The organism is Actinospineispora eucalypti, assembly GCF_039543365.1.
Taxonomy (GTDB): Bacteria; Actinomycetota; Actinomycetes; order Mycobacteriales; family Pseudonocardiaceae; genus Pseudonocardia; species Pseudonocardia eucalypti.
In genome coordinates this window covers 72,238-98,599 of record NZ_BAABJP010000051.1, presented here as the reverse complement: position 1 = coordinate 98,599, position 26,362 = coordinate 72,238, and the positions used below count along the sequence as shown (strand labels likewise).

Annotated in this window: 19 protein-coding genes; 11 read left to right on the top strand and 8 right to left on the bottom strand. The window is 72.1% G+C overall.

Annotated features, from left to right (window positions below; translation table 11 throughout):
• The first annotated feature begins 11 nt into the window (after positions 1 to 11).
• Positions 12 to 1,664 carry a fumarate hydratase gene (locus ABEB12_RS35130; protein WP_345703413.1) on the top strand — a complete coding sequence of 551 codons (1,653 nt, stop codon included), beginning with the start codon at positions 12 to 14 and terminating at the stop codon, positions 1,662 to 1,664.
• A 6-nt stretch (positions 1,665 to 1,670) separates the two neighbouring features.
• Here ABEB12_RS35130 and ABEB12_RS35125 read toward each other — a convergent pair whose 3' ends face one another.
• Genes ABEB12_RS35125 through ABEB12_RS35115 form a run of 3 tightly spaced genes read right to left on the bottom strand, consistent with a single transcriptional unit; the run spans position 1,671 to position 6,541 of the window.
• Complete coding sequence (locus ABEB12_RS35125; RefSeq protein WP_185065118.1) at positions 1,671 to 4,484, bottom strand: GNAT family N-acetyltransferase; 2,814 nt, start codon at positions 4,482 to 4,484, stop codon at positions 1,671 to 1,673.
• Positions 4,485 to 4,488: 4 nt separating this feature from the next.
• On the bottom strand, positions 4,489 to 5,658 hold the full coding sequence (locus tag ABEB12_RS35120) for an arginase family protein (protein WP_185065117.1): 1,170 nt from the start codon (positions 5,656 to 5,658) through the stop codon (positions 4,489 to 4,491).
• Positions 5,659 to 5,668: 10 nt separating this feature from the next.
• A complete protein-coding gene (locus ABEB12_RS35115) occupies positions 5,669 to 6,541 on the bottom strand; it encodes a rhodanese-like domain-containing protein (protein WP_185065116.1) in 873 nt (290 codons plus the stop codon).
• Positions 6,542 to 6,641: 100 nt separating this feature from the next.
• Here ABEB12_RS35115 and ABEB12_RS35110 point away from each other — a divergent pair, with 100 nt between their 5' ends.
• Both ABEB12_RS35110 and galE read left to right on the top strand, forming a co-directional pair.
• Positions 6,642 to 7,373 carry an iron dependent repressor, metal binding and dimerization domain protein gene (locus ABEB12_RS35110; RefSeq protein WP_185065115.1) on the top strand — a complete coding sequence of 244 codons (732 nt, stop codon included), beginning with the start codon at positions 6,642 to 6,644 and terminating at the stop codon, positions 7,371 to 7,373.
• 160 nt (positions 7,374 to 7,533) lie between these two features.
• Positions 7,534 to 8,496: a UDP-glucose 4-epimerase GalE gene (galE, locus tag ABEB12_RS35105; RefSeq protein WP_185066116.1), complete on the top strand. Its 963-nt coding sequence runs from the start codon at positions 7,534 to 7,536 to the stop codon at positions 8,494 to 8,496.
• On the opposite strand, the gene ABEB12_RS35100 is transcribed toward galE, so the two are convergent.
• Complete coding sequence (locus ABEB12_RS35100; RefSeq protein WP_345703433.1) at positions 8,493 to 9,443, bottom strand: DUF4192 domain-containing protein; 951 nt, start codon at positions 9,441 to 9,443, stop codon at positions 8,493 to 8,495. The two genes, galE and ABEB12_RS35100, sit on opposite strands and share 4 nt — an antisense overlap.
• Positions 9,444 to 9,602: 159 nt before the next feature.
• On the opposite strand from ABEB12_RS35100, the gene ABEB12_RS35095 reads away from it, so the two are divergent.
• The 3 genes from ABEB12_RS35095 to ABEB12_RS35085 are packed head-to-tail and all read left to right on the top strand — an operon-like array spanning position 9,603 to position 13,255.
• Positions 9,603 to 10,136: a hypothetical protein gene (locus ABEB12_RS35095; RefSeq protein ID WP_221498748.1), complete on the top strand. Its 534-nt coding sequence runs from the start codon at positions 9,603 to 9,605 to the stop codon at positions 10,134 to 10,136.
• 6 nt (positions 10,137 to 10,142) lie between these two features.
• Positions 10,143 to 10,814, top strand: a complete 672-nt coding sequence (locus ABEB12_RS35090) for a tyrosine-type recombinase/integrase (protein ID WP_345703432.1) — start codon at positions 10,143 to 10,145, stop codon at positions 10,812 to 10,814.
• Complete coding sequence (locus tag ABEB12_RS35085) at positions 10,811 to 13,255, top strand: tyrosine-type recombinase/integrase (RefSeq protein ID WP_185065113.1); 2,445 nt, start codon at positions 10,811 to 10,813, stop codon at positions 13,253 to 13,255. Before ABEB12_RS35090 ends, ABEB12_RS35085 begins: the two co-directional genes overlap by 4 nt.
• A gap of 49 nt (positions 13,256 to 13,304) precedes the next feature.
• On the opposite strand, the gene ABEB12_RS35080 is transcribed toward ABEB12_RS35085, so the two are convergent.
• From ABEB12_RS35080 to ABEB12_RS35070, 3 genes are all read right to left on the bottom strand, one after another.
• Positions 13,305 to 14,681 carry a hypothetical protein gene (locus tag ABEB12_RS35080; protein ID WP_185065112.1) on the bottom strand — a complete coding sequence of 459 codons (1,377 nt, stop codon included), beginning with the start codon at positions 14,679 to 14,681 and terminating at the stop codon, positions 13,305 to 13,307.
• A gap of 494 nt (positions 14,682 to 15,175) precedes the next feature.
• The gene (locus tag ABEB12_RS35075; RefSeq protein WP_221498746.1) at positions 15,176 to 15,298 is read right to left on the bottom strand and encodes a DUF4192 domain-containing protein; all 123 of its coding nucleotides are present in this window, start codon (positions 15,296 to 15,298) and stop codon (positions 15,176 to 15,178) included.
• 213 nt (positions 15,299 to 15,511) lie between these two features.
• Entirely contained in the window at positions 15,512 to 17,137 is a 1,626-nt protein-coding gene (locus ABEB12_RS35070) for a helix-turn-helix domain-containing protein (protein ID WP_185065111.1), read from the bottom strand.
• A 121-nt stretch (positions 17,138 to 17,258) separates the two neighbouring features.
• Between ABEB12_RS35070 and pruA the strand changes: the two genes are divergently transcribed.
• The 4 genes from pruA (at position 17,259) to ABEB12_RS35050 (ending at position 21,803) form a co-directional block, all read left to right on the top strand.
• Positions 17,259 to 18,884, top strand: a complete 1,626-nt coding sequence (gene pruA, locus ABEB12_RS35065) for an L-glutamate gamma-semialdehyde dehydrogenase (protein WP_185065110.1) — start codon at positions 17,259 to 17,261, stop codon at positions 18,882 to 18,884.
• A 5-nt stretch (positions 18,885 to 18,889) separates the two neighbouring features.
• Positions 18,890 to 19,816, top strand: coding sequence for a proline dehydrogenase family protein (locus tag ABEB12_RS35060; RefSeq protein ID WP_185065109.1), 927 nt, complete (start codon positions 18,890 to 18,892; stop codon positions 19,814 to 19,816).
• Between the two features lie 14 nt (positions 19,817 to 19,830).
• Positions 19,831 to 21,312, top strand: coding sequence for an amino acid permease (locus tag ABEB12_RS35055; protein ID WP_185065108.1), 1,482 nt, complete (start codon positions 19,831 to 19,833; stop codon positions 21,310 to 21,312).
• Positions 21,313 to 21,389: 77 nt separating this feature from the next.
• Entirely contained in the window at positions 21,390 to 21,803 is a 414-nt protein-coding gene (locus tag ABEB12_RS35050; protein ID WP_185065107.1) for a DUF6069 family protein, read from the top strand.
• Between the two features lie 119 nt (positions 21,804 to 21,922).
• Here the strand turns inward: ABEB12_RS35050 and ABEB12_RS35045 are convergent, their stop codons facing one another.
• On the bottom strand, positions 21,923 to 25,420 hold the full coding sequence (locus ABEB12_RS35045; RefSeq protein ID WP_185065106.1) for an indolepyruvate ferredoxin oxidoreductase family protein: 3,498 nt from the start codon (positions 25,418 to 25,420) through the stop codon (positions 21,923 to 21,925).
• A 146-nt stretch (positions 25,421 to 25,566) separates the two neighbouring features.
• On the opposite strand from ABEB12_RS35045, the gene ABEB12_RS35040 reads away from it, so the two are divergent.
• On the top strand, positions 25,567 to 26,349 hold the full coding sequence (locus ABEB12_RS35040) for an IclR family transcriptional regulator domain-containing protein (protein ID WP_185065105.1): 783 nt from the start codon (positions 25,567 to 25,569) through the stop codon (positions 26,347 to 26,349).
• Positions 26,350 to 26,362 lie beyond the last annotated feature (13 nt).

Sequence of the window (26,362 nt, the reverse complement as noted above, 5' to 3'; positions counted from 1 at the left end):
CGGTCAGCTCCGTGCCCGAGTTCAGCCACGTTGACGTGCTTCCACTCGGTCCGGACGACACCGAGTACCGCGAGCTCGACCTGGGCGGCGTGACGCCGCTGCGGGTCGACGGGCGGGACTTCCTCCGGATCGAGCCCACCACCATCACCGGCCTGGTCAAGGCCGCCATGACCGACATCCAGCACCTGCTGCGACCGTCCCACCTCGCCCAGCTCCGGTCGATCATCGACGACCCGGAGGCCAGCGGGAACGACCGGTTCGTGGCCACCGACCTGATCCGCAACGCCTGCGTCGCCGCCGGCGGCGTGCTGCCGATGTGCCAGGACACCGGCACCGCGATCATCGTCGGCAAACGCACCGAAGGCGTGCTCACCGGCGGGGCCGACGAGGCCGCCGTGTCCCAGGGTGTGTTCGAGGCCTACCAGGAGCTGAACCTGCGCTACTCCCAGATGGCCCCGGTCAGCGTCTGGGAGGAGCGCAACACCGGCACCAACCTGCCCGCGCAGATCGAGCTCTACCACGCGCCGGGCGAGAAGCCGAAATACGAGTTCCTGGTGCTGGCCAAGGGCGGCGGTTCGGCCAACAAGACGTTCCTCTACCAGGAGACCAAGGCGCTGCTGAACCCCCAGCGGCTGGCCACCTTCCTGGACGAGAAGCTGCGCACCCTGGGCACCTCGGCCTGCCCGCCCTACCACCTGGCGATCGTGATCGGCGGGCTGTCCGCCGAGCACACGCTCAAGACCGCCAAGCTGGCGTCCGCGCGCTACCTGGACACCCTGCCGGCGGCCGGTTCCGGGCTGGGCGAGGCGTTCCGGGACCGCGACCTGGAGGCCCAGGTGCTGGAGCTGACCCGGAACTTCGGCATCGGCGCGCAGTTCGGCGGCAAGTACTTCTGCCACGACGTGCGGGTGATCCGGCTGCCCCGGCACGGCGCCTCGCTGCCGGTCGGCGTGGCGGTGTCGTGCAGCGCGGACCGGCAGGCCAAGGCGAAGATCACCGCCGACGGGGTGTTCCTGGAACAGCTGGAGCGGGACCCGGCCCGGTACCTGCCCGATGTCTCCTCGGAGGACCTTTCCGACGAGACCGACGTCGTACGAGTCGACCTGAACCGGCCGATGCCGGAGATCCGCGAGCAGCTGGCCAAGCTGCCGGTGAAGACCCGGCTGGCGCTGACCGGCCCGATGGTGGTGGCGCGCGACATCGCCCACGCCAAGATCGCCGAGCGGTTGGACGCCGGCGAACCGATGCCGGCCTACCTGCGCGACCACCCGGTGTACTACGCCGGACCGGCGAAGACCCCGGCCGGCTACGCCTCCGGCTCGTTCGGCCCCACCACGGCCGGCCGGATGGACTCCTACGTGGCGCGGTTCCAGGCCGCCGGGGGTTCGCTGGTCATGCTGGCGAAGGGCAACCGGTCCCAGCAGGTCACCGACTCGTGCGCCGAGCACGGCGGGTTCTACCTGGGCTCGATCGGCGGCCAGGCGGCCAAACTGGCCCAGGACTGCATCCGCAAGGTGGAGGTGCTGGAGTACCCGGAGCTGGGCATGGAGGCGGTCTGGCGGATCGAGGTGGTGGACTTCCCCGCGTTCATCGTGGTGGACGACAAGGGGAACGACTTCTTCGCCGCCACCAGCCAGCCCACCCTGCAGGTCAGCTTCCGCTGAGCCGGCTCAGCCGATGCGGCGGGGTCCGCCGTCGTGCGTGCCCGGCGCCGGCGGCGGGCCCAGCACGATCCGGGCGCCGGTGACCGACACCGTGCCGGGCGCGGCCAGCAGGCGCAGCCGCGCGGACCGCACCTCCGGCAGGTCCTCGGCCAGGCAGCTCACCCGCAGCGCCAGGTCCTCCAGGGCCGCGAGGTCCACCGGCGGGGTGCCGCCGTAACCGGTGAGCAGTGGCGCCGCCTTCGGCGCCCGGATCAGCGCGGCGGCGTCCTGCCTGGTCAGCGGGATGACGTGGTGCGCCCGGTCGCCGAGCAGCTCGGTGGCGATGCCGGCCAGCCCGAAGGAGAGCAGTGAACCGAAGGACGGGTCGTCCACGACCTCGAGCACACAGGACGGCCCCTTCGGCGCCATCCGCTGGATGATCAGCTCGCGGGCGCCGGTGATCTCGGCCAGGTCGTGGTAGGCCCCGGCCACGGTGTCCGGCGAGCCCAGGTCCAGCCGGATGCCGATCAGCTCCGGACCGTGCCAGCGCTCCCCCAGGCCCTTCAGCGTCACCGGGTAGCCCAGCTCCTCGGCCGCCGCCAGCGCCGACTCGGCCGAGTCCACCGTGCGGAACGCGGTGACCTCGATCCCGTAGCAGCCCAACAGCCCGAGCGCGGCCCCGTCATCCAGCGCGAAGGCGTCCTCCGGAACGTCCTCGTCCCCGACGCCGGCGGCGCCGGCCGAGGCGCGGGCGACGCCGGAGGAGGCGCGGGCGGCGCCGGAGGAGGCGCGGGCGGCGCCGGGCGGGGACGAGTCGTCGGCCGGCTCCGCCGCGCGCTCCCGGTCCAGCCGGTCGACCAGCGCCACCGCGCGTTCCCGGTTGACGCCCTCCGGCCGCACGTAGTCGCCGACCGGGGTGGCCCGCCACCGGGCGTAGCGCAGCACCCTGGCCAGCGACGCGACCGCCCGCTCCGGGCTCGGGTAGCTGGGCACCGAACCCGCCACGGGCTGGCCGTCCGGCCCGGCCACCGCCAGCTCGGCGGGCACGCCCTCCACGGCGAGGAAGGTGGTCACCACCGGCTTGGCCGAGTCGGCCACCGCCGCGCGCAGCGCCCGGGCGTAGTCCAGGCCCGGCGTGGCCACCGGCGGCACGAACACCGCGACCAGCGCGTCGCAGCCCGGGTGGCCCAGCGCGCCGGCCACCGCCTCGGCGAAGCGCTCGGGGGTGGCCGAGGTGCCCACGTCCACCGGGGCGCCGGCCGGGGTCAGCCCCTCGTCCAGCAGCGCGTCGGTGACCAGCACGCCCAACGCGCTGGAGTTGCCGACCACGGCGACCCGGGGACCGGCGGGCAGGGGTTGGTACGCGAGCAGCTGGGCGGTGTCGAACAGCTGCGGCAGGGTCTGCACCCGGATCACCCCGGCCTGCTCGAACAGCGCCTGCACGCTGGCCTCGTCCGCCGGCGGCCGGCCGCCTCCGAAGGACGGCAGCTCGGCGGCGAACCGCCCGCTCTTCACCGCGACCACCGGCTTCTCCCGGGCCAGCCGCCGGGCCAGCCGGGCGAACTTGCGCGGGTTGCCGAAGGTCTCCAGGTAGAGCAGCACCACGTCGGTGTCCGGGTCGGTCTGCCAGTACTGCAGCAGGTCGTTGCCGGAGAGGTCGGCCCGGTTGCCCGCCGAGACGAAGGTGGACAGGCCGAGGCCGCGCGCCCGCAACCCGGCCAGGATGGTGATGCCCAGCGCGCCCGACTGGCAGAAGAAGCCCACCCGTCCCCGGCCCGGCGGGTCCGGCGCGAGCGTGGCGTTGAGCCGGATCTCCGGTTTGGTGTTCACCACGCCGAGGGCGTTCGGCCCGATCACCCGCATGCCGTGGCCCCGCGCCGACTCGACCAGCGTCCGCTGCGCCGGCACCCCGCCCGGCCCGGCGTCGGCGAACCCGGAGCTCAGCACGACCAGCGCCTTCACGCCTTTGGCCAGGCAGGAGTCCATCACCTCGTCCAGCCCGGTGGCCGGGATCGCCACCACGGCCAGGTCCACCTCGTCCGGGATCTCGGTGACCGAGGCGTAGGCCCGCACCCCGCGAACCGACCGGGCGTTGGGGTTGACCGGGAACACCGGCCCGGTGAAGTTGGCCCGCAGCAGGTTCGCCAGCACCGCGTGGCCGATCTTCGCCGGGTCGGTGGAGGCGCCGATCACCGCCACGGACCCGGGGTGCAGCACGTTGTGCACGCTGCGCGCCTCGGCGGCCTGTTCCCGCGCGTCCCGCACGGCCAGCGAGCGCTCGGTCGGGTCGATGTCGAACTCCAGGTGCAGCACGCCCTCGGCGAACTCGCGGCGCACCTGGTAGCCGGCGTCCAGGAAGACCCGCACCATCTGGTGGTTCTCCGCCAGCACCTCGGCGGTGAACCGGCGCAGCCCGACCTCCCGCCCCGCCGCCGCGAGGTGTTCCAGCAGGATCGACCCCAGCCCCCGGCCCTGGTGGTCGTCCCGCACCACGAACGCCACCTCCGCCGAAGCCACCTCGGGCGCGCCCGGGCCGTCCAACCGGACGTACCGGCCGACCGCGATGATCTCCTCCCCCAGCCAGCCGACGAAGGCCACCCGGTCGCGGTGGTCGAGCACGGTGAACCGTTCCAGGTCGGCCGGCGGGATGCGCGGGTACGGCCCGAAGTAGCGCAGGTACCGGGTACGCACGGAGAGCCTGCCGTGGAACTCCACCAGCGCGTTCGCGTCGCCGGGCAGGATCGGCCGCAGGTGCACCACACCGCCGTCGGACGCGACGACGTCCGCTTCCCAGTGGCGCGGGTACCCGGCCTCGGAGGCCTGGACCGAGCTGCCGGCCACCGGGTCAGTCCCTCGGGTCGTCGGGGTCGAGGCCGTGCAGCGGGAACACCGCGCGGCGGGTCTCCAGGACCGCCGTGTCCACCGGGTCGCCGCCGGTGCCCCACGGTTCGTGGTCCAGCGGCGCGCCCTCGCCCATCGCGGTGGGCAGCGGCAGGCCGGTCAGCCCGGCGGTGTGTGCCAGCCAGTCGGCCGGCATGGCCGCCTCGGCGGGTACGTCCCGGTCCAGCACGGTGGCCATCAGGTGGGTCCAGGAGCGGGGCACCACCCGGAACAGGCTGTACCCGCCGCCGCCCAGCGCCAGCCACTTGCCGTTCGCGTGGGCCTCGGCCAGCCCGCGCAGCTCCTGGTAGATGGCCCGGTGGCCGTCCACCGAGAGGCTCAGCTCGGCCAGCGGGTCCTCGTGGTGGGTGTCCACCCCGCACTGGGTCACCAGCAGCGAGGGGCGGAACTCGGCCAGCAGCGCGGGCACCACGGCCCGGAAGGCGCGCAGCCAGGCGCCGTCCCGCGTGCCCGGCGGCAGCGGCAGGTTCACCGAGGTGCCGGCCGCGTCGCCGGACCCCACCTCCCCCGGCCAGCCGGTGCCCGGCCAGAGGGTCAGCGGATGCTGGTGGACGGAGATGGTCAGCACCCGGGGGTCGCCGGCGAAGGCGGCCTGTACCCCGTCGCCGTGGTGCACGTCCACGTCCACGTAGGCGATCCGCTCGAACCCGTGGTCCAGCAACCAGGAGATCGCCACCGCGCAGTCGTTGTAGACACAGAATCCGGCGGCCTCGTTGGACATCGCGTGGTGCAGCCCGCCGGCGATGTTGACCGCGCGGTCCACCCGGCCGGAGGCGATCTCCCGGGCGGCCAGCAGGGAGCCGCCGCACACCAGCGCGCTGGCCTCGTGCATGCCGTGGAAGATCGGGTTGTCCGGGGTGCCCAGCCCGTGCCCGGCCCCCCACGGGATGTCCGGCGCCGACTTGACCGCGGACAGGTACTCCGGCCGGTGCACCCGCTCGATCTGCTCGTCCGGCGCGGGTTGCGGGGTGAGCACGTCGATGCCGTCCAGCACGCCGAGCTCGGTGGCCAGCCGGACCGTGAGGTCCAGCCGGATCGGGTCCAGCGGGTGGGTGTCGCTCAGCCGGTAGGCCAGCAGCCCGGGCGTCCACACCACGGCGGGCGAGGTAGTCATGGCGCTGACGTTAGGCCCTCTCGCTCTCCGTGCCCACCGCTGCCGGACGCTCCGGGTCGGCGCTCCACTGCGACCAGGAGCCGGTGTACAGCGCGGCGGGCCGGTCCGGAGAGCGCAGGCCGGCGTACTCCAGCGCGAACACCACCGAGGTGGCCGTGACCCCGGAGCCGCAGTAGGCGCCCACCGGGTCCGGCCCGGTCACGCCCAGCGCCCGGTAGTGCCCGGCCAGCTCGGCGGGCGGGCGCCAGTGCCCGTCCGCTCCGGTGTGCCGGGCGAACGGGGCGTTGCGCGCGCCCGGGATGTGCCCGGCGCGCGGATCGACCGGCTCGGTCTCGCCCAGGTACCGCTCCGGCGCCCGGGCGTCCAGCAGCACGCCGCCGAGGGCCAGCTCGCCGGCCGCGTCGGCGTCCAGCACCGGCATGGAGCCGGGGCGCGCGGTCAGCGTGCCAGGGCGCGGCGCCGGCACCTCGGTGCTCACCGGGCGCCCCTCGGCCACCCACCCCGCGTACCCGCCGTCCAGCACCCGGACCTGGCGGGGGTCGGTCCGGCCGAGTCCCAGCCAGCGCAGAAGCCACCAGGCCCGCGCGGCGATCGAGCCGTTGTCGTCGTCGTAGCAGACCACCGCCGAGCCGTCCGAGACGCCGAGCCCGGCGAACGCGGAGGCGAGCCGGCCGGCCTCCGGCAGCGGGTGCCGCCCGCCGGCGCCGGGCGGGTCGGCCAGCACCGTGGCCAGGTCCACGAACACCGCGCCCGGCAGGTGTCCGGAGCGGTAGTCGGGCAGCGCGGGCGGCCCGGCCAGCCGCCAGCGGACGTCCAGCAGCACCGGGGGCGGTTGCTCGTTCAGGGCGGTCGCCAGGTCGGCGGCGGAGATCAGCGGAGACACACGGCCCATCTTGCCGGAGCAACCCGCTACACGGATGGGTCAACCGAATCCAGCCGCCGGATGAGCGGATACCATTGGAGGAGGACGAAGGGCGGAAGTCATGAACGACCTCATTGACACCACCGAGATGTATCTCCGCACAATCTACGAGCTCGAGGAAGAGGGCATCGTTCCGCTGCGGGCCCGTATCGCGGAACGGCTCGGCCAGAGTGGGCCGACGGTGAGTCAAACGGTCGCTCGGATGTCCCGCGACGGGCTGGTCGTCGTGGCCGGTGACCGGCACCTGGAGCTCACCCCCACCGGCCGGGCGCGCGCGGTGTCGGTGATGCGCAAGCACCGCCTCGCCGAGCGCCTGCTGACCGACGTGATCGGTCTGGAGTGGGAGCACGTGCACGCGGAGGCCTGCCGCTGGGAGCACGTGATGAGCGACGCCGTGGAGCGCAAGCTGGTCCGCCTGCTCGGCGACCCGACGGTGTCCCCGTACGGCAACCCGATCCCCGGGCTGGACGAGCTCAGCCGAGGCGACTCGGACGCTCCGGCCGAGTCCCACACCGCCCCCTCGCTCGAGCTCGGCCTGCAGCGGCTGGACGAGTTCGCCCGGCGCGGCGGCGGCGCGGTGGAGGTGCGGCGCATCGCCGAGCACGTGCAGGCGGACGCCGACCTCATGACCGAGCTCAAGGGGGCCGGCATCGTGCCGGGCCAGGACGTGACGGTGGGTGGCATCCCGAGGTTCGGCGACCCGGTGCCGGTGCATGCCGAGGGCGAGCAGGCACAGGTTCAGCCGCTGCTCGCGCACGCGGTGCTCGTCCGGGCCCGCGGCCGGGAGAGCTAGCGCGGAACGCGCCGCCGAGCGCGCGCCCAGTTAGGCGCGTGCGGGAGAACACGAGTCGCACGCCCCGATCCCGGCGGCCGAGGGGCGGCCGACTCGGGCTCCTCCACCACGTCGTGAGACGGTGTGCCGGCACAGACCGTGAATGATCGGGAGGACAGGCGTGCGAGTGCTGGTCACCGGCGGGGCCGGGTACCTGGGTAGCGTGTGCGCGGCCCAGCTGGTCGAGGCCGGGCATGACGTGGTGGTGCTGGACGACCTGTCTACCGGGCACCGCGACGCGGTGCCGGACGGCTGCCGGTTCGTCGAGGGCGACCTGGCCGACGCGGCGGCCCCGCTGCTCGCCGAGGGTGTCGACGGCGTGCTGCACTTCGCGGCGAAGTCGCTGGTCGGCGAGTCGATGGAGCACCCGGACCGGTACTGGCGGGGCAACGTGCTGACCACCTTCCGGCTGCTCGAGGCAATGCGGGAGGCGGGCACCCCCCGGCTGGTGTTCTCGTCCACCGCCGCCGCCTACGGCGAGCCGGACCAGACACCGATCACCGAGGACGCGCCCACCCGCCCGACCAACACCTACGGGGCCACCAAGCTGGCGATCGACCACGCGATCGCCTCCTACGCCGCCGCGTACGGGCTGGCCGGGGTGAGCCTGCGGTACTTCAACGTGGCCGGTGCCCACGGCCGGTTCGGCGAGCGGCACGCGGTGGAGACCCACCTGATCCCGATCGTGCTGCAGGTGGCCGCGGGCAAGCGGGAGTCGGTCCAGATCTACGGCGACGACTGGCCGACCCCGGACGGCACGTGCATCCGCGACTACATCCACGTCGACGACCTCGCGGACGCCCACCTGCTCGCCCTTCAGCACGCCACGCCGAAGCAGCACCGGGTGTACAACCTGGGCAGCGGAAGCGGTTTCTCGGTGCGCCAGGTGATCGACACCTGCCGGGAGGTGACCGGCCACGCGCTGCCCACCCAGCTGGCCCCGCGCCGGGCCGGCGACCCGGCCGTGCTGATCGCGTCCAACGAGCTGGCCCACCGCGAGCTGGGCTGGCGGCCCACCCGCACCGAGCTGCCGCGCATCGTCGGCGATGCCTGGGAGTTCACCCGTACCTACCTCTATCCCTAATTCAGGGTGGGGTCGAAGCCGGTCAGCTCGGCGACCGCGCGGCGGGTGCCCTCGGCGAACCAGGAGGCCAGCCGCTCCGGCTCGTAGCCGGCGACCACCGCCGCGCGGAACGCGACCGCGACCTGGTGGCCCGGCCAGGCCCGCAGCGCACGGTCCAGAGCGACGCCGATCAGCGCGTGCCGGCCGGTGAGCAGCGCGGTGTGCGCGAGCAGCACGGCGACCTCGGCCGCCTCCGGGTCGGGCACCTCCGGCAACAGCGCGGTCCACAGCCGCTCCGCGACCTTCGGGTCCCCGTGGTGGGCGAACCCGAACGCCGCGTCGCGCACCAGCGGGTCGCTCAGCGCCAGGCAGATCTCCGCCACGTCCTCGTCGGTGAACCGAGGCCGGCCCCGAGTGGCTTCCGCCAGCCACCGGTCCAGCAGCTCGACCGCCTCCAGCCCGTAGGGCGGCAGATCATCGTCGTCCGCGAGCGCCTCGTCGATCCGGTCGTTGACCAGCTCGGCCCGGCGCCGGAGCACCTCGGGGTCGCCCGGGGCCATCATCCGCTCCAACTCCTCCCGGTCTGCGTAGGTCACCTCGCCGGCCGCCGCCAGGTGCGCCGCGAGCGGTGACTCCGCCGGGTCCGGCAGGGTGCCGGACTCCGGCCGCCCGCCCAACCGGAACCATTCCGCCCCCTTCGCCAGCTCGGCGGCCCAGAGCACGTCCCGGACCTGCACATCGAGCTCTCCGCATTCCTGGATGAGCTGGCGCACCGCCTTCGGCGGGCTGCCGGCGAACTTCGGCCGCGTTCCCCCGATCACCGCGACGAACACCGCCGCGCAGTTCTGCCTGGCGACCGTGGCGGCCAGCATGCGCAGCACGCCGCGCGGCGTACCGCGCCCCGGGAGGTCCACCCGCAGGGTGAACACCACGTGCGGGCCGTCGGCCTCGGTGCCCAGCAGCACCAGCGAGTCCCTCGGACCTGTTGACCGGACTAACGCGGCTGCGTGCCGGTAGAGGTATGCCCGTCTGGTTCCTGGCTTGTTTTCGCGGAGGTGGTTGTGGTTCGTGATCTTGACCGGCTTGTCGTTGACCGGTGGGGTTCGGTTCGTCCAGGGGTGTCGGGGGTGAGCTGGTTGGTCTGCGGCCGTGAGGGTGAGGTGGTCGAGCCGATCGCCGTGTTCCTGCGTGACTTCGCAGCGCGGGGCAATAGTCCCGGCAGTGTCCGCTCGTATGCGTTCGTGCTGTTGCGCTGGTGGCGGTGGCTGGCTGCGGTCGACGTGGCGTGGGATCGGACGACCTCGGCCGAGGTGCGTGACCTGGTGCTGTGGCTTCAGCTGCATCCCAAGCTTCGCCGGACCCCTCGGACGGTGTCGGCGAGAACGGTGGGGACGGTCAACCAGATCACGGGCAAGCGGTATCTGGATGACCATTACGCGGTCAGGACGATCCGGCACAACAACGCGGTGTTGTCGTCGTTCTACGAGTTCTGGGGTGCCCAGGGGCTAGGACCCGTGGTCAACCCGGTGGTCGATGGCAGCCGGCGGGGCCGTCCGAACGCCCATCACAACCCGATGCTGCCGTTCCGGCCCGAGGGCAGGGTCCGGTACAACCCTAAGGTGCCTCGGCGGCGGCCGCGGGCGCTGCCGGATGAGGCGTAGGGGGCGCTGTTCGAGGCGCTGGGGTCCAACCGGGACCGGGCACTGTTGTCGCTGACGGTCAGCAACGGTGCCCGGGCCGCAGAGGTGCTGGGGATCCGCGGCTGCGACGTGGACTGGGGCAACCAGCAGGTCCGGGTGATCCGTAAGGGCACGCGGGCTGAGCAGTGGCTGCCGGCGAGCAACTCGGCGTTCGTGTGGCTGCGGCTGTATCTGGCTGAGATCGGCGGCGTGGCACCGGCGGACCCGCTGTGGGTCACGCTGCGCCGCCGCCGGGGCGAGGACGGCGAGCTGGTCCGGGTGCCGTTGAACTACGAGGCGTTGCGGGCGATGCTGCGTCGCGCGAACGCCAAACTGGGCACGAACTGGTCGATGCACGACCTGCGACACACCTGCGCGCTGCGGATGGCCGCTGATCAGGACGTGTCGCTGCGTGACGTGCAGACGATCCTGGGGCACACCCACCTGGAGACGACCGCGGAGGTCTACCTGGTCGAGGAGGAGCGACACACCGTGGAGCGGGTGGCCGAGCACCTGGCGCGACTGGAAGAGCCGAAGCCGCCGCCAGCACCGGTCAGCACCGGTTATCGAGCGGCGGATCTGGCGGTGCTGTTCGGGGACGGGGTCCTGGGTGATCAAGACCTTGCCGATGGGGTACTCGGTGATGGAGTGCTGGGGTGAAGAGTGTCCTCTCGGTCGAGCAACTGCGGAACATCGGGCCGAAGTACCTGCAGCACCCTGAGCTTGTTGGGCGCACGTTCGCGGGCCCGTTCGACACCGCGGACCGCGACGAGGTGCTGCGGGTGGCGCAGAAGTTGCCGGACTGGCCCACCGCGGTCCACGACCACAACGAGCTGGTCGAGGGCATCGGCTGGGTGCTGGACTGGCTGGAGTCCTTCCCCGGCGGCGGCTGGCGCGACCGTTGGGTGGCCGCCGGAGCCAACACCGACCCGGTGTCGTGGATCCAACAGCGCCACCGCGGCGACCACCGCACCGCGCGCACGGTGCGCACCATCGCGGTGACCGCGATGCACACCCTGGTGGCGGCCCGGGTGATCCTGCCCGACTACCCCTACTTCTCTGCCTGCAAGACCTACGCGGGGTTCGCCCGCGTCATCGGGCGGCAGGACCCGTCGCTGGTGCAGGCCATCCGGGACGCGGCCGACCGCGCCCAGATGAGTCCCCGGCTACAGCGGGACGCATGGTCCGTGCTGGCCAAGATGATGCTGCACACCGGCCGCGACCTGGCCCAACTGGAGCAAGAAGACCTGTTCGCGTTCCGGTCCGCGCAACTGATCCAGCTGGGCCACCATCCCGGCGGCTGCCGGGCCGCGTGGGACCTGCTGGCCGCGGTCGGAGTGTTGCCGGCCGAGAGCAGCCTGCAGCAGGCCCTGCGCCCGGGGAAGCGGTCGGTCGCCGAGCTCGTCGACCGCTACAGCGTGACGCCAGGACCGGTGCGAGACCTGTTGGTGCGCTATCTGGAGGAGCGCAAGGCATCGGTGGACTACACGACCCTCAAGTCACTGGCGCGGACGCTGGCCGGGAACTTCTGGGCCGACATCGAACGCCACCATCCCGGCATCAGGTCCCAGCCGATGCCCCTGGCCATACCGACCGAGGCGATCACAGGGTGGAAGGAGCGTTTGTCGGTCGTGGTCGACGCCGATGGCGCGACCCGTCCGCGATCGGACTTCCTCGACGTGCTGCTGACCGTGCGTGGCTTCTACCTCGACATCCGCGACTGGGCACTGGAGGACCCCTCGCTGGCACCCTGGGTTGTCGCATCCCCGATCACCCGCAGTGACGTCGCCGGCTCGGCGAAGCGCAAGCAGCGTTCCCGGGCCAAGATCCACCAGCGGATCCGGGAGCGGGTGCCGTTGCTGCCGGAGCTGGTCGCGAGGTTGGAGCAGGAACTGCGCGAGGCCACCGAGCTGCTGGCGCTGGCCAAGAGGACCCATGTCGGGGCCACCCTCACGTTCAACGGCCGCCGCTACCGGCGTGTGTCGGGCACGGTGCGCGCTGGCCGCGGATTGCCACCGGGCCAATCCTTTGACGTCGTTGACGTCGAGACCGGGACACGGTTTAGCACCGGCCGCCGTGAGGACGACGCGTTCTGGATCTGGGCGCTGGTGGAGACCCTGCGCCACACCGGGCTGCGCATCGAGGAACTCCTCGAGCTCACCCACCTGGCGCTGATCTCCTACCGGCTGGCCAGCACCGGTGAGCTGGTGCCGCTGCTGCAGGTCGTGCCGTCGAAGACCAACGAGGAACGCCTGCTCCTGGTCACCCCCGAGCTGACCAGTGTGCTGGCCACCGTGATCAGCCGGCTGCGCAACCGCTACAACGGGACCGTGCCGCTGGTCGCCCGCTACGACAACTACGAGGCGACCACCGGCCCCAGACTGCCGCACCTGTTCCAACGCGACTTCGGGTCCGGGCCGACCGTGCTGGGCCCCACCATCATCCGCGACACACTGCGCGAGGTCGCCGGCAGGATGGGATTCACCGACCGGGCCGGAAAACCGCTGCACCTGACCCCGCACGACTTCCGCCGGATCTTTGCCACCACCGCGGTCCAGGACGGGCTGCCGCTGCACATCGCCTCACGAATCCTCGGACATCGCCACCTCAACAGCACCCAGCCCTACGTCGCGGTCTTCCAAGACGACCTGATCCGCACCTACCGCGCCTTCCTCGACAAGCGACGATCAGCCCGACCACCGGAGGAATACCGCGACCCCACCGAAGCGGAGTGGGAAGAATTCGAGGAACACTTCGCACTGCGCAGGGTCGAGCTCGGCAGCTGCGCCCGCCCCTACGGCTCGAGCTGCCAACACGAACACGCCTGCATCCGCTGCCCCGTCCTACGCGTCGACCCGGCACAACTGGACAGGCTCAAGGCGATCGCCGACAACCTCGAGGAACGCATCGCCGAGGCCACCCAACGCGGCTGGGCCGGAGAGGTCCAGCAACTACAAGTCAGCCTGCAAGCCGCCCGCGACAAGCTCGCCAAGACCCCCACCGGCAACCAGTCGGTGGGCCCGGTAATGCTCGGCACGCCACCCATGCCCCGGAACCCGCCGTCAGCCCCGGCACAAACGACCGCCAAGGAGGATCGCTGATGCCAGATGTGTCGTTGGCCGCGACGGATTCGACCGTGCTGAGCCGGTACTACGGTCGACGACCGCGCGGCCACGCGGTTCTGGCCTCCTCAGGCCTATGCCGTTGGAGCCATTTACGCGCGGCTTGCTCACTGAAGCCGCGTGATTGAAGGAGGTCCAGGGCGGCCGCTCGAATTTCTCGCTTGTTGTCTTCCTGGTCCAGATAGGCCTTCATCCGCTCCACGACATCGTCCTGGTCGAGGACGTAGCGACCATTGACCTTCTCCGCAAAACGAGGCAAAAGCTTGTAGTAGCGGCGTTCGCTAATCCCAACCCGCGTCCAAGGGTAACGGTCCGGAGCCTCGTCTTTCTTGTACTGCTTTACAACGAAACTTGCCTGAACTCTCACGTATCGACGCGTTACCTCGGCCCCTCGAGCAGGGTCGAACCCGGGACGGATCAACTGCTCGAGCAGCATTGCGGCTGCCGACGTAGTGTTCGGCGCACGGGTCACCCGCTGAATGCGTTCAACCTGCTTCGGGTAGGCCATCGCAACGCCGTTCGCCAGTGCCGGCTCGTCGCTGCCGACATAGCCGTGCCAGTACGCCTTCAAGAGCACCTGGCACGCGATCTCTTGGGGAGTGGAAAGAGAGTCGAGAGTGATGGTCGGTATGCCGCTGCCGTGAATAGCTTTCGCGATCTTGGGCCATGGCCGGTCGGCGGGGCGCCGAACCTCATCGGTCCAGATGCGCGCAATGAATGCCCAGTCCGCTGGCTGCCGGGTCATCCGAGCAGCGATGAGGATGGGCTCCGCAGCCGCAAGCGGCGGGACCTCGTCGCCGGTCACGATGTCGCCCAGTAAAGGTTGGACGAGCCGTCCTTCGTCCTCAGTCTCATTCGTCACCCAGAGAAGACGGCGGGCGATTTGAATCCACCACCCCTCCACAGCCACGCCGAGGATCGGGACGCTCAGGCGAACGGCCGGATCCATAACCCGGCGCATGAGTTCCATTCTTTCTTCGTGATCCACAGACCCGAGCCAGTGAACCACGTACTCGCTCGAGAGGCGTCCGGTCCGCCACGCCTCGGCGAGGAGTTGCCCGGCAACCCAGAGCGCATCAGCAACAGGTGCAGCCTTCACAACTGGGTCAGTCAGCGACGAGACCTGCAGCACAGCGGCCAACTGGCGATTGACCGGGTCCGGGATTTCCCATGCTCCAACCCCAGGATCCATCGAGCCGACCTGCATGTCCGGGACGTCCACAAAAGGTAAGCCATTGGTTTCGATGACCGAGGTCATCCGGCGCATCGGATGGAAGCGACGGCCAGACAGAACCTCCAACTCGCCGCCGGCCCGCGCGAGCAGATCTATCAGTACGCGGCGGTCCACGCTGCCACCGAGCCGTTGAGCGGCCTCGTCGGCGAGAAGCTCGGACCAATGTCTCATTTGGGCAGTATATGAGGGGTGTGACGAACGTTCCCGCAGGTTGGGCGAAGCGGCGGTCAGGCCTGGTGATCCCGGGCGGCCCTCGGCGTGACGGGCACCGATCGGCTCACCTGGAACACCCAGGTGTTCCCGAGGGCCGGGAATCGGGGCAATGCCACCAGCTGCACCCCTCGATTCTCCCCGCGCAAGGCGAGGACGCACACGAGCGGACGGCGGTAATCAGACGGCGGCAGACTCTTGGGTTTGCCGCGCTGGTCCTCGTGCTGGCGGCCACCGTGACGCTGGCTGCCATCGGCCAACCCTGGGTGGCCGGCCTCGTGGCCACCACCGGCTTGGGAGCGACCGTGGCAACATTCGTGACCGGCAAGTACCAGCCGCCTCGGATTCACATCCCCAAAGTCGCACAACGATACGTTCGGCGACCTCCACAGGGATGATCATCACAACCAGCCGACCGGCTCCACACCAGGATGTTGGCTCACGCCAAGTTAAGATCAATTATTAGTCCGGGAAAGCCAGAAGCCCAGCAGGTACGGGATGGCGGCCAGCAGGTCGGCCGGCTTGCGCAGGCTCAGGCCGGGGGCGGCCGGCGAGGGGTGGGTGCTCTCGAGGTTCATGCCCCGATGCTGCGCCGGGGACGGCCGGGCGGGACAGCGCCGCCGGGCCGTCTGTGGACAACCCCCGTCGTTCACGTGCGCTGTGGACAATCGGGCGCCGCCGGCCCGGATTCGTCGGTCCGGTGGTGTACAAGCGGGCGCGCCGCGGCGAGGCCCTTCCCGGCGGCCCGGGCGGCCCGGGGGCCGTCGCCGCGCCGGACGGGTTCAACAAGATCAGTGCGCTGGACGGGTTCGCGCCAGGGTCCGGCTGAGCAGCACCAGCTGCAGGTGGCAGGACAGCCGCTCGGCCGGGTCGTCCAGGGCCAGCCCGGACACGTCGCGCGCGCGCCGCAACCGGTGGCGCAGCGTGTTCGGGTGCACGTGCAGCGCCTCGGCGGCGGCGCGCACGTCCCCCAGCGCGTCCAGGTAGGCGAGCAGCGAGCCGACCAGCTCGCCGCCCCGCCGGGCGTCCTGCTCGACCAGCGCGGCGATTCCCGGGTGGCGCAGCTCGGGCCGGGCGGCCAGCAGCTCGAACAGCTCCCCGAAGAGCACGTCGGCCCGCAGCTCGGAGATGGTCGCCACCAACGGAGCCGCGCCGGAGCCGCGGGCCAGGGCGTCCAGCACCCGGTCCGCCTCGTCCCGAGCCCCGGGCAGCCCGGCCAGCGAACCGACCGGTGAGCTGATCCCGGCCCGCCAGGGCAGCCCCACCCGGGAGCGGACCACGTCCACCACGTCACGCACCCAGGCCAGCAGCACCGGGTCGATGCGGTCCGCCCGCACCCCGGAGAGCATCGCGTACACCCGGCCCTGCACCGCCCCGACCAGCGCGGCCCGGTGGTAGGCGGTGGCGTACATGGACACCACCGCGCCGGCCTGCTCGCTGTGCAGCTCGCGGGTGGGCAGGTCGGGCTCCGCCGGCCCGTCGAAGGCGACCACCAGCACCGGGGCCGCCGGGTCCAGTCCGAGCCGCCCGGCCACCAGGTCGGTGTTCGCCCGGCCGGTGAGCAGCTCGACCAGCTGCTCATCCGGGTGCTGCCGGGTCCCGGTGCGCCGGCGCAGGATCTCGGCGGCGGCCAACCGGGCGGCGCCGACCAGCGCATCCTCGGCCTTCGGCGCGAACGGTTCGGCCAGCCGTTGCACCCAGATCGTGCCCAGGTAGCGGGAACCGGCCCGGATGCCGATGGCCAGCCGGGGCCGGATCCCCAGCTCCGGGTGTGCCTCCACGTGCACCACCTGCTCGCCGGCCCGCAGCCGGGCCATCACGCCCCACTCGCGCAGCATCGACATGTACTTCTCCGGCCCCTGCCAGCCGAGGATGGACAGGCGGCGCAGCTCGTCCACGTCGTCCGAGCGGGAGTACGCCAGGACCCGGTTGGCGGTGTCCTCGATGCTCACGATCCCGCCGGTGACCAGTGCGGTGGACTCGGCGAGGGCGAACAGGTCCTCGCTCTGCTTATCCTGGGCCGGCCCGCTGAGCAGCTCGGTGGCCAGCTCGGCGCTCTCCAGGCGTTCCCGCAGCAGCGCGCCGAGCTGGTCCCAGCGGACCTGCGGGCGCACCGCGAGCAGGCCGACGCCGGCCTCGATCGCGGCCTGCGCCAGCTCCTCCACCGCGCCGGAAGGGCCGGGTTTGACGGCCACCGCGGCCGCCCCGCTGCGCGCCGCCGCGCGCAGGAACGGCAGCGCCTCGCGGCCGCGCACGCCGATCATCAGCACCAGCTCGCCGTGGTGGTCGCGGAACTCGTCGTCCGGGTCCAGGATGGCCAGCCCGGCCACCGTCGGATGCCCGGTCGCGGGCGCCACCGGCAGTTCGGCGAGGGTGCCCTCGATCCCGTCGAGCAGTTGGTCCAGTCGGGTAGACATTAAATGATCTTCGTCCGATCGGCCAATGGAAATACTGACACTGTAGCCGATCGGCTAAATCCGGGCGGGTGTGTCCGCGGTTACGGTTCCCGCAGTTTGACCGTCCCGGAGGTGTCAACCAGTGGATTCGATCGCGACGACCCCTGCTCCGCGCAATGAGCCGGTCCGCGACTATGCGCCGAACACGGCCGAGCGGGACAGCTTGACCGCCAAGCTGAACGAGCTGTCCGGCCAGCCGCACGACCTGACCCAGACCATCGACGGCGACCAGCGCCTCGGTGGCGGTGCCCGGGTCGACGTGGTGGCGCCGCACCGGCACGCCCACGTGCTCGGCACCTTCGGCACCGCCACCGCCGACGACGCCAAGCTGGCCGTGGACGCCGCGCTGCGCGCCGCCGTGCCGTGGCGGGAACTGCCCTTCGAGGCGCGCGCCTCCGTGCTGCTGCGCGCCGCCGACCTGCTCTCCGGCCCCTGGCGGGACACGCTGAACGCGGCCACCATGCTCGGCCAGGGCAAGACGGCGATCCAGGCGGAGATCGACTCGGCCTGCGAGCTGGCCGACTTCTGGCGGTTCAACGTGCACTTCGCCCGGCGCATCCTGGCCGAGCAGCCGCTGTCCTCCCCCGGCGTGTGGAACCGGATGGACCACCGGCCGCTGGAGGGCTTCGTCTACGCGATCACCCCCTTCAACTTCACCGCGATCGCCGGCAACCTGCCCACCGCGCCCGCGCTGATGGGCAACACGGTGATCTGGAAGCCCTCGCCCACCCAGACGCTCTCCGCCTGGTACACCATGCGCCTGCTCGAGGCCGCCGGTCTCCCGCCGGGCGTGATCAACATGGTTACCGGCGACGGCCGCGCGCTGTCCGAGGTGCTGCTGGCCGACGAGCACCTGGCCGGCATCCACTTCACCGGCTCCACCGGTACCTTCCAGCACCTGTGGGGCCAGGTCGGCGCCAACATCGCCAGCTACCGGGGCTACCCGAGGCTGGTCGGTGAGACCGGCGGCAAGGACTTCGTGCTGGCTCACCCGTCCGCCGAGGTCGACGTGCTGCGCACCGCACTGGTCCGGGGCGCCTACGAGTACTCCGGGCAGAAATGCTCGGCCGCCTCCCGCGCGTTCGTCCCCCGGTCGGTGTGGGCGCGGCTGCGTGACGACCTGGCCGACGAGGTGCGGTCGCTGCCCGTGGGTGACCCGGCCGACCTGGCCAACTTCACCGGCGCGGTGATCGACCGGCGGGCCTTCGACAAGCTCGACGCGGCCCAGCGCCGGGTGGCCGACGACCCGAGCTGCACCGTGCTGGCCGGCGGCACGGCCGACGCGAGCGAGGGCTACTTCGTGCAGCCGACCCTGGTGGAGGGCGCCGACCCGGAGCACGACATCTTCCGCACCGAGTACTTCGGCCCGTTCCTGGCCGTGCACGTCTACCCGGACGGGGAGTTCGACCGGATCCTGGACGTGGTGGACCGGGGCGCCGCCTACGGGCTCACCGGCGCGGTGATCGGCACCGACCGGGCCGCGCTGCAGAAGGCCAGCGAGGCACTGCGGTTCACCGCCGGCAACTTCTACCTGAACGACCGGCCCACCGGCGCGGTGGTCGGCCAGCAGCCGTTCGGCGGCGGCCGGGCGTCGGGCACCAACGACAAAGCCGGCTCGGTGTTCAACCTGCTGCGCTGGACCAGCCCCCGTTCCATCAAGGAGAACCTCAACCCGCCGGTGAGTATCCGGTACCCGCACCAGGGATGACCCAGATGTTGCGCACCACTTTCCTGGCCGCCGCCCGGTCGCGCCGGCTGCGCGGCGTCGCCGAACGCTCGGCGCTGGTACGGCCGTTGGTGGACCGGTTCGTCGCCGGCACCGACCTGGACCAGGCCATGTCCGCCGCCCGGGAGCTGGCCGTCGACCGCATGGTCTCGATGGACCACCTCGGTGAGGACACCTCGGACCGGGCCGAGGCCGACGAGGCCACGGGGTCCTACCTGGAGCTGCTCGGTCGGTTGGGCGAAGGGGGCCTCGCCGCCCGGGTGGAAGTCTCGATCAAGTTGTCCGCGCTCGGGGCCGCGCTGCCGGACGGCGGGGCGGCCATGGCCGCCGACAACGCCGCCAAGATCTGCGCCCAGGCGGCGGCGGTGGGTACCACGGTGACCGTGGACATGGAGGACCACACCACCACCGACGCCACCCTGGAGACCATCCGCGAGCTGCGGCGGAGCTGGCCGGAGACCGGCACTGTGCTGCAGGCCTACCTGCGGCGCACCGAGACGGACTGTGCCGAGCTGGCCGGACCGGGCTCACGGGTGCGGCTGTGCAAGGGCGCGTACGACGAGCCCTCCTCGGTCGCTTTCCGGGAACGCGACGAGGTGGACGAGTCCTACCGGCGGTGCCTGCGAGTACTGATGGCCGGCGAGGGCTACCCGATGGTCGCCACACATGATCCGGCACTGATCCGCTACGCGGACGAACTGGCCGCGGCGCGACCGGGCGGCACGACCGGGTTCGAGTTCCAGATGCTGTACGGGGTGCGCTCGGAGGCACAGCGCGCGCTGGCCGTCAGCGGTAGGCGCGTGCGGGTCTATCTGCCTTACGGATCCGCCTGGTACCCGTACTTCATGCGGAGGCTTGGCGAACGCCCGGCCAACATGATGTTCTTTTTCCGTTCGCTGGCCAGCCGCCACTGAGTTCGAGGGGTCCCATGACAACGTCGTCCACACCACAACAAACCGGATTGTTCCGACGGCTACCCATAGACCAGATCACCGAGGAACCGAGCGGCGGCCTCAAGCGCACGCTCGGCCTCTGGCAGCTCACCGCCATCGGCGTCGGCGGCATCATCGGTGCCGGCATCTTCGCGCTCGCCGGCTCGGTCGCCAACAACCCGGACCACCCGGCCGGGCCGGGTGTGCTGCTGTCCTTCCTGATCGCCGGCATCGCCAGCGCGGCGGCGGCGTTCTCCTACGCCGAGTTCGCCGGGCTGATCCCCCGGGCGGGCTCGGCGTACACCTACGGCTACGCCGTGCTGGGTGAGCCGATCGGATGGTTCATCGGCTGGGACCTGCTGCTCGAGTACACCGCGATCGTGTCCGTCGTGGCGATCGGCATATCCGGTTACTTCAACGAGCTGCTGCACCTGCTGAACATCCAGCTCCCGCTGTGGATGTCCGGCGCGCCGGGCACCGAGCCGGACGGCGTGGCGTCCGGCTCGTACAAGATCGACCTGTTCGCGGCGCTGCTCTGCCTGCTCATCGCCTACGTGCTCAACCGGGGCATGCGCAGCGCGGCGCGGTTCGAGACCAGCCTGGTGTACCTCAAGGTCGGCATCGTGCTGCTGGTCATCGTGGTCGGTGTGTTCCACATCAAGGCCGGCAACTACACCCCGTTCTTCCCGTCCGGACTGGCCGGGGCGTTCGCCGGGGCGGCGACCGTGTTCTTCGCGGTGTTCGGCTACGACGCGATGAGCACGGCGGCCGAGGAGTCCGAGGACTCGCAGAAGCACATGCCGAAGGCCATCATCTACTCGCTGGCCGTTTCGATGGTGCTCTACGTGCTGGCCTGCCTGGTACTGACCGGCATGGTGCACTACTCGGAGATCGACACCAAGGCCGCGTTCTCCAGCGCCTTCTCCTCGGTGGGCCTGAGCACGGTCGCCCTGATCATCGCGGTGGGGGCCATCCTGGGCATCCTCACCGTGATGTTCACCTTCCTGCTGGGCGCCTCCCGGGTGGGTTACTCGATGAGCCGCGACGGGCTGCTGCCGCCTTGGTTCGGCAAGAGCCACCCCACCAAGGGCGTGCCCAGCCGGATCACCTGGGTGCTGGGCATCGCCTCGGCGGTCATCGCCGGTCTGCTGGACATCAACGAGGCCGCCGAGCTGACCAACATCGGCATCCTGCTGGCCTTCATCGTGGTGTGCGTCGCCGTGATCGTACTGCGCTACCGCCAGCCGGACCTGCCGCGCAGCTTCCGCTGCCCGGGCATGCCTGTGGTGCCCATCATCGGCATCGCCTTCTCCGTCTGGCTGATCACCTTCCTGGACCCGGTGACCTGGCTGCGGTTCGCCGGCTGGTTCGTGCTCGGCCTGATCGTCTACGTGGCCTACAGCCGCCGGCACTCCCGGCTGGAGGTGGCCGCCCGGGCCGAGGCGGAGAGCACCCCGCCGTCGCGCGAAACGCCGTAGAAAAAGTTCCCTCCGGGGTGTCGAGAACTCCTTGGTGGGTTCGACGCATGGGTGTCGGACCCACCAAGGAGGACACCATGACCATCTCTCACCCAGTCATCGCCAGCCGTCCCGCTCGCAGGGCCGCCGCGGTGGTCGGCGCGTCGGCCGTGAACGCCGTGCTGTGGGGCGCCGCCACCGCGTTCGGCGTCGACTTCGTGCTCTCCGACTCGACGGGCACGGCGGTGATCACGCTGCCGGTCGCGGTGATCGCCACCGCTGTGTTCGGGCTGCTCGGCTGGGGCACGCTGGCCCTGCTCGAGCGGTTCACCCGGCACGCCCGCGCGGTGTGGGTGGGGCTGGCCGTCGCGGTCGCCGCGCTGTCCATCGTGCCGATCTTCCTGGAGCAGGCCACGGCGGGCACCCAGATCGCGCTCACTGTGCTGCACCTGGCCGTACCGGCGGTCCTGATCCCCGGCTTCCGGTCGCCCTCCCCCGATGGGCGGAGATAGCGGCCTCGGTCACTACCTCGCCTGGAATGACCGGGCCCCCGGAGGCCGCCAAAGACCACACATCCCGCGTGGCCGGCCACCTCGCCGTCCCTCTCCGGGCCGCTCACCATATGACCACCCTAATCAGGATCGATGCCGAGTTCGGCCAGGCGGGCGCGGTAGCGGGCTACGTTGCGCTCCTTGACGCCCTCGTAGCCGCGCACCAGGTCGGCCGCCTCGGCGGCGGCCACGGCGGTCTCGTAGTTGGCCCCGGTCAGCCCGGCGGTCAACGAGTCGACCAGGGAAGCGTAGGAGTCCCGCAGCGAACGTTCCATGCGGCGGACCGCGGTCCGGCCGAACGGGTCGAACGGCGTGCCCCGCAGCCGCCTGCCGTGCGCCAACCCGCGCAGCACCGGCCGCAGCCACGGGCCGAACGCGATCTTGTGGTCCCGGCCCATGGCCCGCAGCAGGGGCGGGTGCAGGCGGTAGCGGCGCCTGGTGCCGCCGGGGACCTCGGCGGCCAGCCGGCGCTCGAAGGCCGGGTCGGTGAGCAGCCGTGCCACCTCGTACTCGTCCTTGTACGCGGCCAGCTTGTGCCAGCCCCGGGCCACCGCCTCGCTGTAGTCGGTGCGCTCCCCCACCGCCCGCTCGGCCCGCCATGCGGCGCGCACCGCGTCCAGGTAGCGGCGGGCCAGCGCCCGGTTCTGGTACTCGACCAGCGCGGCGGCGCGCGCCGTGGCCAGCCGGCGGGTCTCGCCGGCCAGCTCGCCCAGGTCCAGCCCGGTGGGCAGCTCGGCCGGCGCGGCGGGTGCCGCTCCCGGAGTACCGACCGCGGCGGCGAACGCGGCCGGGTCGGCCACCGCCACCCGGCCCCAGCGGAACGCCGCCGTGTTCGCCGCCACGGCCACCCCGTTCAGCTCGAGCGCCCACTCGATCGCGGCGTCCGAAAGGGGCAGCGAGCCGGTCTGGTAGGCGGCGCCGACCAGCAGGAACGTCGCCGGCATGGTGTCGCCGAAGAGCGCCTGGGCGGCCCCGGCGGCGTCCACCGGGACCAGCTCGCGGACCGTCCCGGCGATCCGGTCCAGCAGCGCGTCGCCGTCCGGGCCGGCCACCGAGGCGTCGCGCACCATCGAGCCGGTGGGCACCTTGCTGGTGGACACCACGGCGGTGGTGGCGCCCGGTGAGGCGTAGGCCAGGTTCTTGGCGTCCGCGCCGACCAGCGCGTCGAAGACCAGGTAGCAGTCCGCGTCACCCGGACCCAGGCGGTTGGCCGCCCCCAGGGCCGAACCGTCCGGCGCGACCCTCAGGTGCGAGACCACCGGGCCGGCCTTCTGGGACAGCCCGGTCTGGTCCAGCCCGTGCACGGCCAGCCCGTCGCGCACCGCGGCGGTGCCGAGCACCTGGTTCACCGTGACGATCCCGGTGCCGCCGATGCCGGCCAGGAACACGTTCACCGTGCCGGTCGACGACGAGGCCGGCGGCGCGGGCACCGACGGCGGCTCCGGCCGCGCACCCGCCACCCGGGCGGTCCCGCCGGCCGGCGCCTCCACCGTGACGAACGAGGGGCAGTCCCCGGTGAGGCAGGTGTAGTCGGTGTTGCACGAGGTCTGGTCGATCCGGGTCTTGCGGCCGAACTCGGTCTCCACCGGCTGCACGGAAAGGCAGTTGCTCTTCTCCCCGCAGTCCCCGCAGCCCTCGCACACCGCCTCGTTGATCACCACGCGGGTGGCCCGGACCGGGATCTGCCCGCGCTTGCGCAGTCGTCGGGACTCCGCCGCACAGCGCTGGTCGTAGATCAGCACGGTCACCCCCGGCACGGCGGCGAGCACGCGTTGCGCCTCGTCCAGGCGGTCCCGGTGCCACAGCCGCGCTCCGTCGGCCAGGGGGTCCAGGTCCTTGTAGCGCTCCGGTTCGTCCGCGCACACGATGATCCGGGCGACGCCCTCGGCGGCCAGCTTGCGGGTCAGCGCCGGCACCTCGAGGCCGCCCTCGGCGTCCTGCCCGCCGGTCATCGCCACCGCGCGGTTGTAGAGCAGCTTGTAGGTGATGGACACGCCGGCGGCCACGCAGGCCTGCACGGCCAGCTGGCCGGAGTGGGCGAAGGTGCCGTCCCCGATGTTCTGGAACATGTGCGCCGGGGTGCCGTCGTCGCTGGAGAGCAGGGCGGCCTGGCCTATCCACTGCGCTCCCTCTCCGCCCATCTGGGTGAGCGAGGACACGGCCGTACCCGGCCGGCCGATCATCGCCACCATGGCGTGGCAGCCGATCCCGCCACCGGCCACCGCGCCGTCCGGCAGCACCGTGGACCGGTTGTGCGGGCAGCCCGAGCAGAAGTAGGGGGTGCGGGCCACCGGCAGCAGCTCCAGCGTCGGCCGGGCCGGCACCGGCGGGGCCAGCCGCGCCGCCACCTCGGGCCGGGCGCGCAGCACCCGGCGCAGCGGGCCGGCCAGTGCGCCGGCGGTGACCTCGCCGAACACCGGCACCAGGGGCGCGCCGGCGGCGTCCGAGGAACCGATCACCTCGGGGGCGTCGGGCAGCCGGTACAGCGCGTCGCGCACCGCCGACTCGACGAACTCGGTCTTCTCCTCCACCACCAGAACGGTGTCCAGCCCGGTGCCGAACCGGCGCAGCAGGTCCCGCTCCAGCGGGTGGATGGCGCCCAGCCGCAGCAGCCGCACCCCGGCTCGGCGCAGCGCCTCGTCATCGGCCAGACCGAGGTCGGCCAGCGCCTGCCGGACGTCCCCGAACGCCTTCCCACCGGCCACGATGCCCAGCCAGGCGTCCCGGGTGTCCAGCTCGATGGCGTTGATCGGGTTGGCCGCGAGGAACGCGCGCAGCATGGCCGTGCGCGGGCCGTAGAGCTGCTCCTCGGCGGCCACCGAGGCGGGCGGGATGAGCATCGGCGTCTGCCGGTAGGCCCAGGGCCGGCCCTCCCACTCCAGCTCGGGCACGGTGATCTCCGGCGTGCCGGCCGCGCCGTCGACGGTCCACACGCCGTCCGCCACGTCGGCGACGATCTTCATGCCGACCCAGATGCCGGACGCGCGGGACAGCGCCACGCCATACCGGCCCAGCCGGACGATCTCCTCGGCGCTGCCCGGGAACAACACCGGCAGCCCGTAGCCGGCCAGCGTCCGCTCGCTCATGCAGGGGATGGTCGAGGACTTGCAGGCCGGGTCGTCCCCGGCCAGCACCAGCACCCCGCCCCGGGGGTCGGCGCCGCAGATGTTGGCGTGCCGGATCGGGTCACCGGCCCGGTCCACCCCGGGCGCCTTGCCGTACCAGACGCCGACCGCGCCGTCGACCCGGCGCCGGCGACCCGGCACCTCCACCTGGCTGCCCCAGATCGCGGTCGCGGCCAGCTCCTCGTTGATCGCCGGCACCAGCTTCAGGCCGGCCGCCTCGGCCAGCTCCGGGGCACCGGCCAGCGTCTTGTCCAGCGTGCCCAACGGGCTGCCCTGGTAGCCGGAGACGAAGGACATGGTGCGCGAGCCGGCGGCGGCGTCGGCCGCGTGCTGCTCCACCAGCAGCCGAGCGATCGCCTGCACCCCGGTCATCGGCACCGGGCCCGCGCCGGCGCGGTAGCGCTGGGCCAGGGAGAACTCCACCGGACGGGTCACGTCGGATTGCAGAGTCATCGACTCACCCCCGTGCCCACTCTGCCCTACCCCCGGTTCACCGGGCGACACGGATGCTTGACGCGCTGGTCCGGCCGGCCTAGCGTCCCGTGCGGTGCGAGTGGTCGGGGTTCCATTCAGCAGAACACGGCGGGCGGCGGCGGACCATGCCTGATGCAACGCTGTCGACCGTGCACAACGCCGCACAGCTCCTCAAGGAGTTCACCCGCGACGCCGAGCTGGGCGTCTCCGAGCTGGCCCGCCGGCTGGGCCTGGGCAAGAGCAAGGTGCACCGGCTGCTGACCACGCTGCGCAGCGACGGCCTGGTCGAGCAGGACCCGCGCAGCGGGCGTTACCGGCTCGGCCTGGTGCTGCTCGAGCTGGGCGACGCGGCCCGGGTGCGCACCGAGCTGCACGCCGCGGCGGCCCCGGTGCTGGTGCGGCTGCGCGAGCAGACCGGCGAAGCGGTGGAGATCGCCGTGCCGGACGGGGACGACATCGTCTTCGTGGAGCGGCTGGAGGCGGCGCACACGCTGCGCATCGGGCCGCCGCTCGAGGCGGGCCGGCGCTGGCCGCTCTACTGCACCGCCGCCGGCAAGGTCCTGCTCGCGCACCGCCCGGAGCAGGCCCGCGAGGAGTACCTGACCGGGACCACACTGACCCCGCTGACCAGGCAGACCGTGGTGAACCCGGACCGGCTGCGGGACGAGATCACCGCCACCGCGGCCCGCGGCTGGGCGGAGGCGGTGAACGAGCTGGAGGCCGGCATCTCCGCACTGGCCGCGCCTATCCGGGGCGCCACGGCGGCCGTGGTGGCGGCGGTCGGCGTGCGGGCACCGACGATCCGGTACCGCGGAGCGTCCCGCCGCCGGCTGGCCATGGCCGTGGTGCAGGCCGGCGAAGCGATCTCCCGGCGGCTCGGCTGGGCCCATCGGAACCATGGAGCGTAAGGGAGCGAACAGG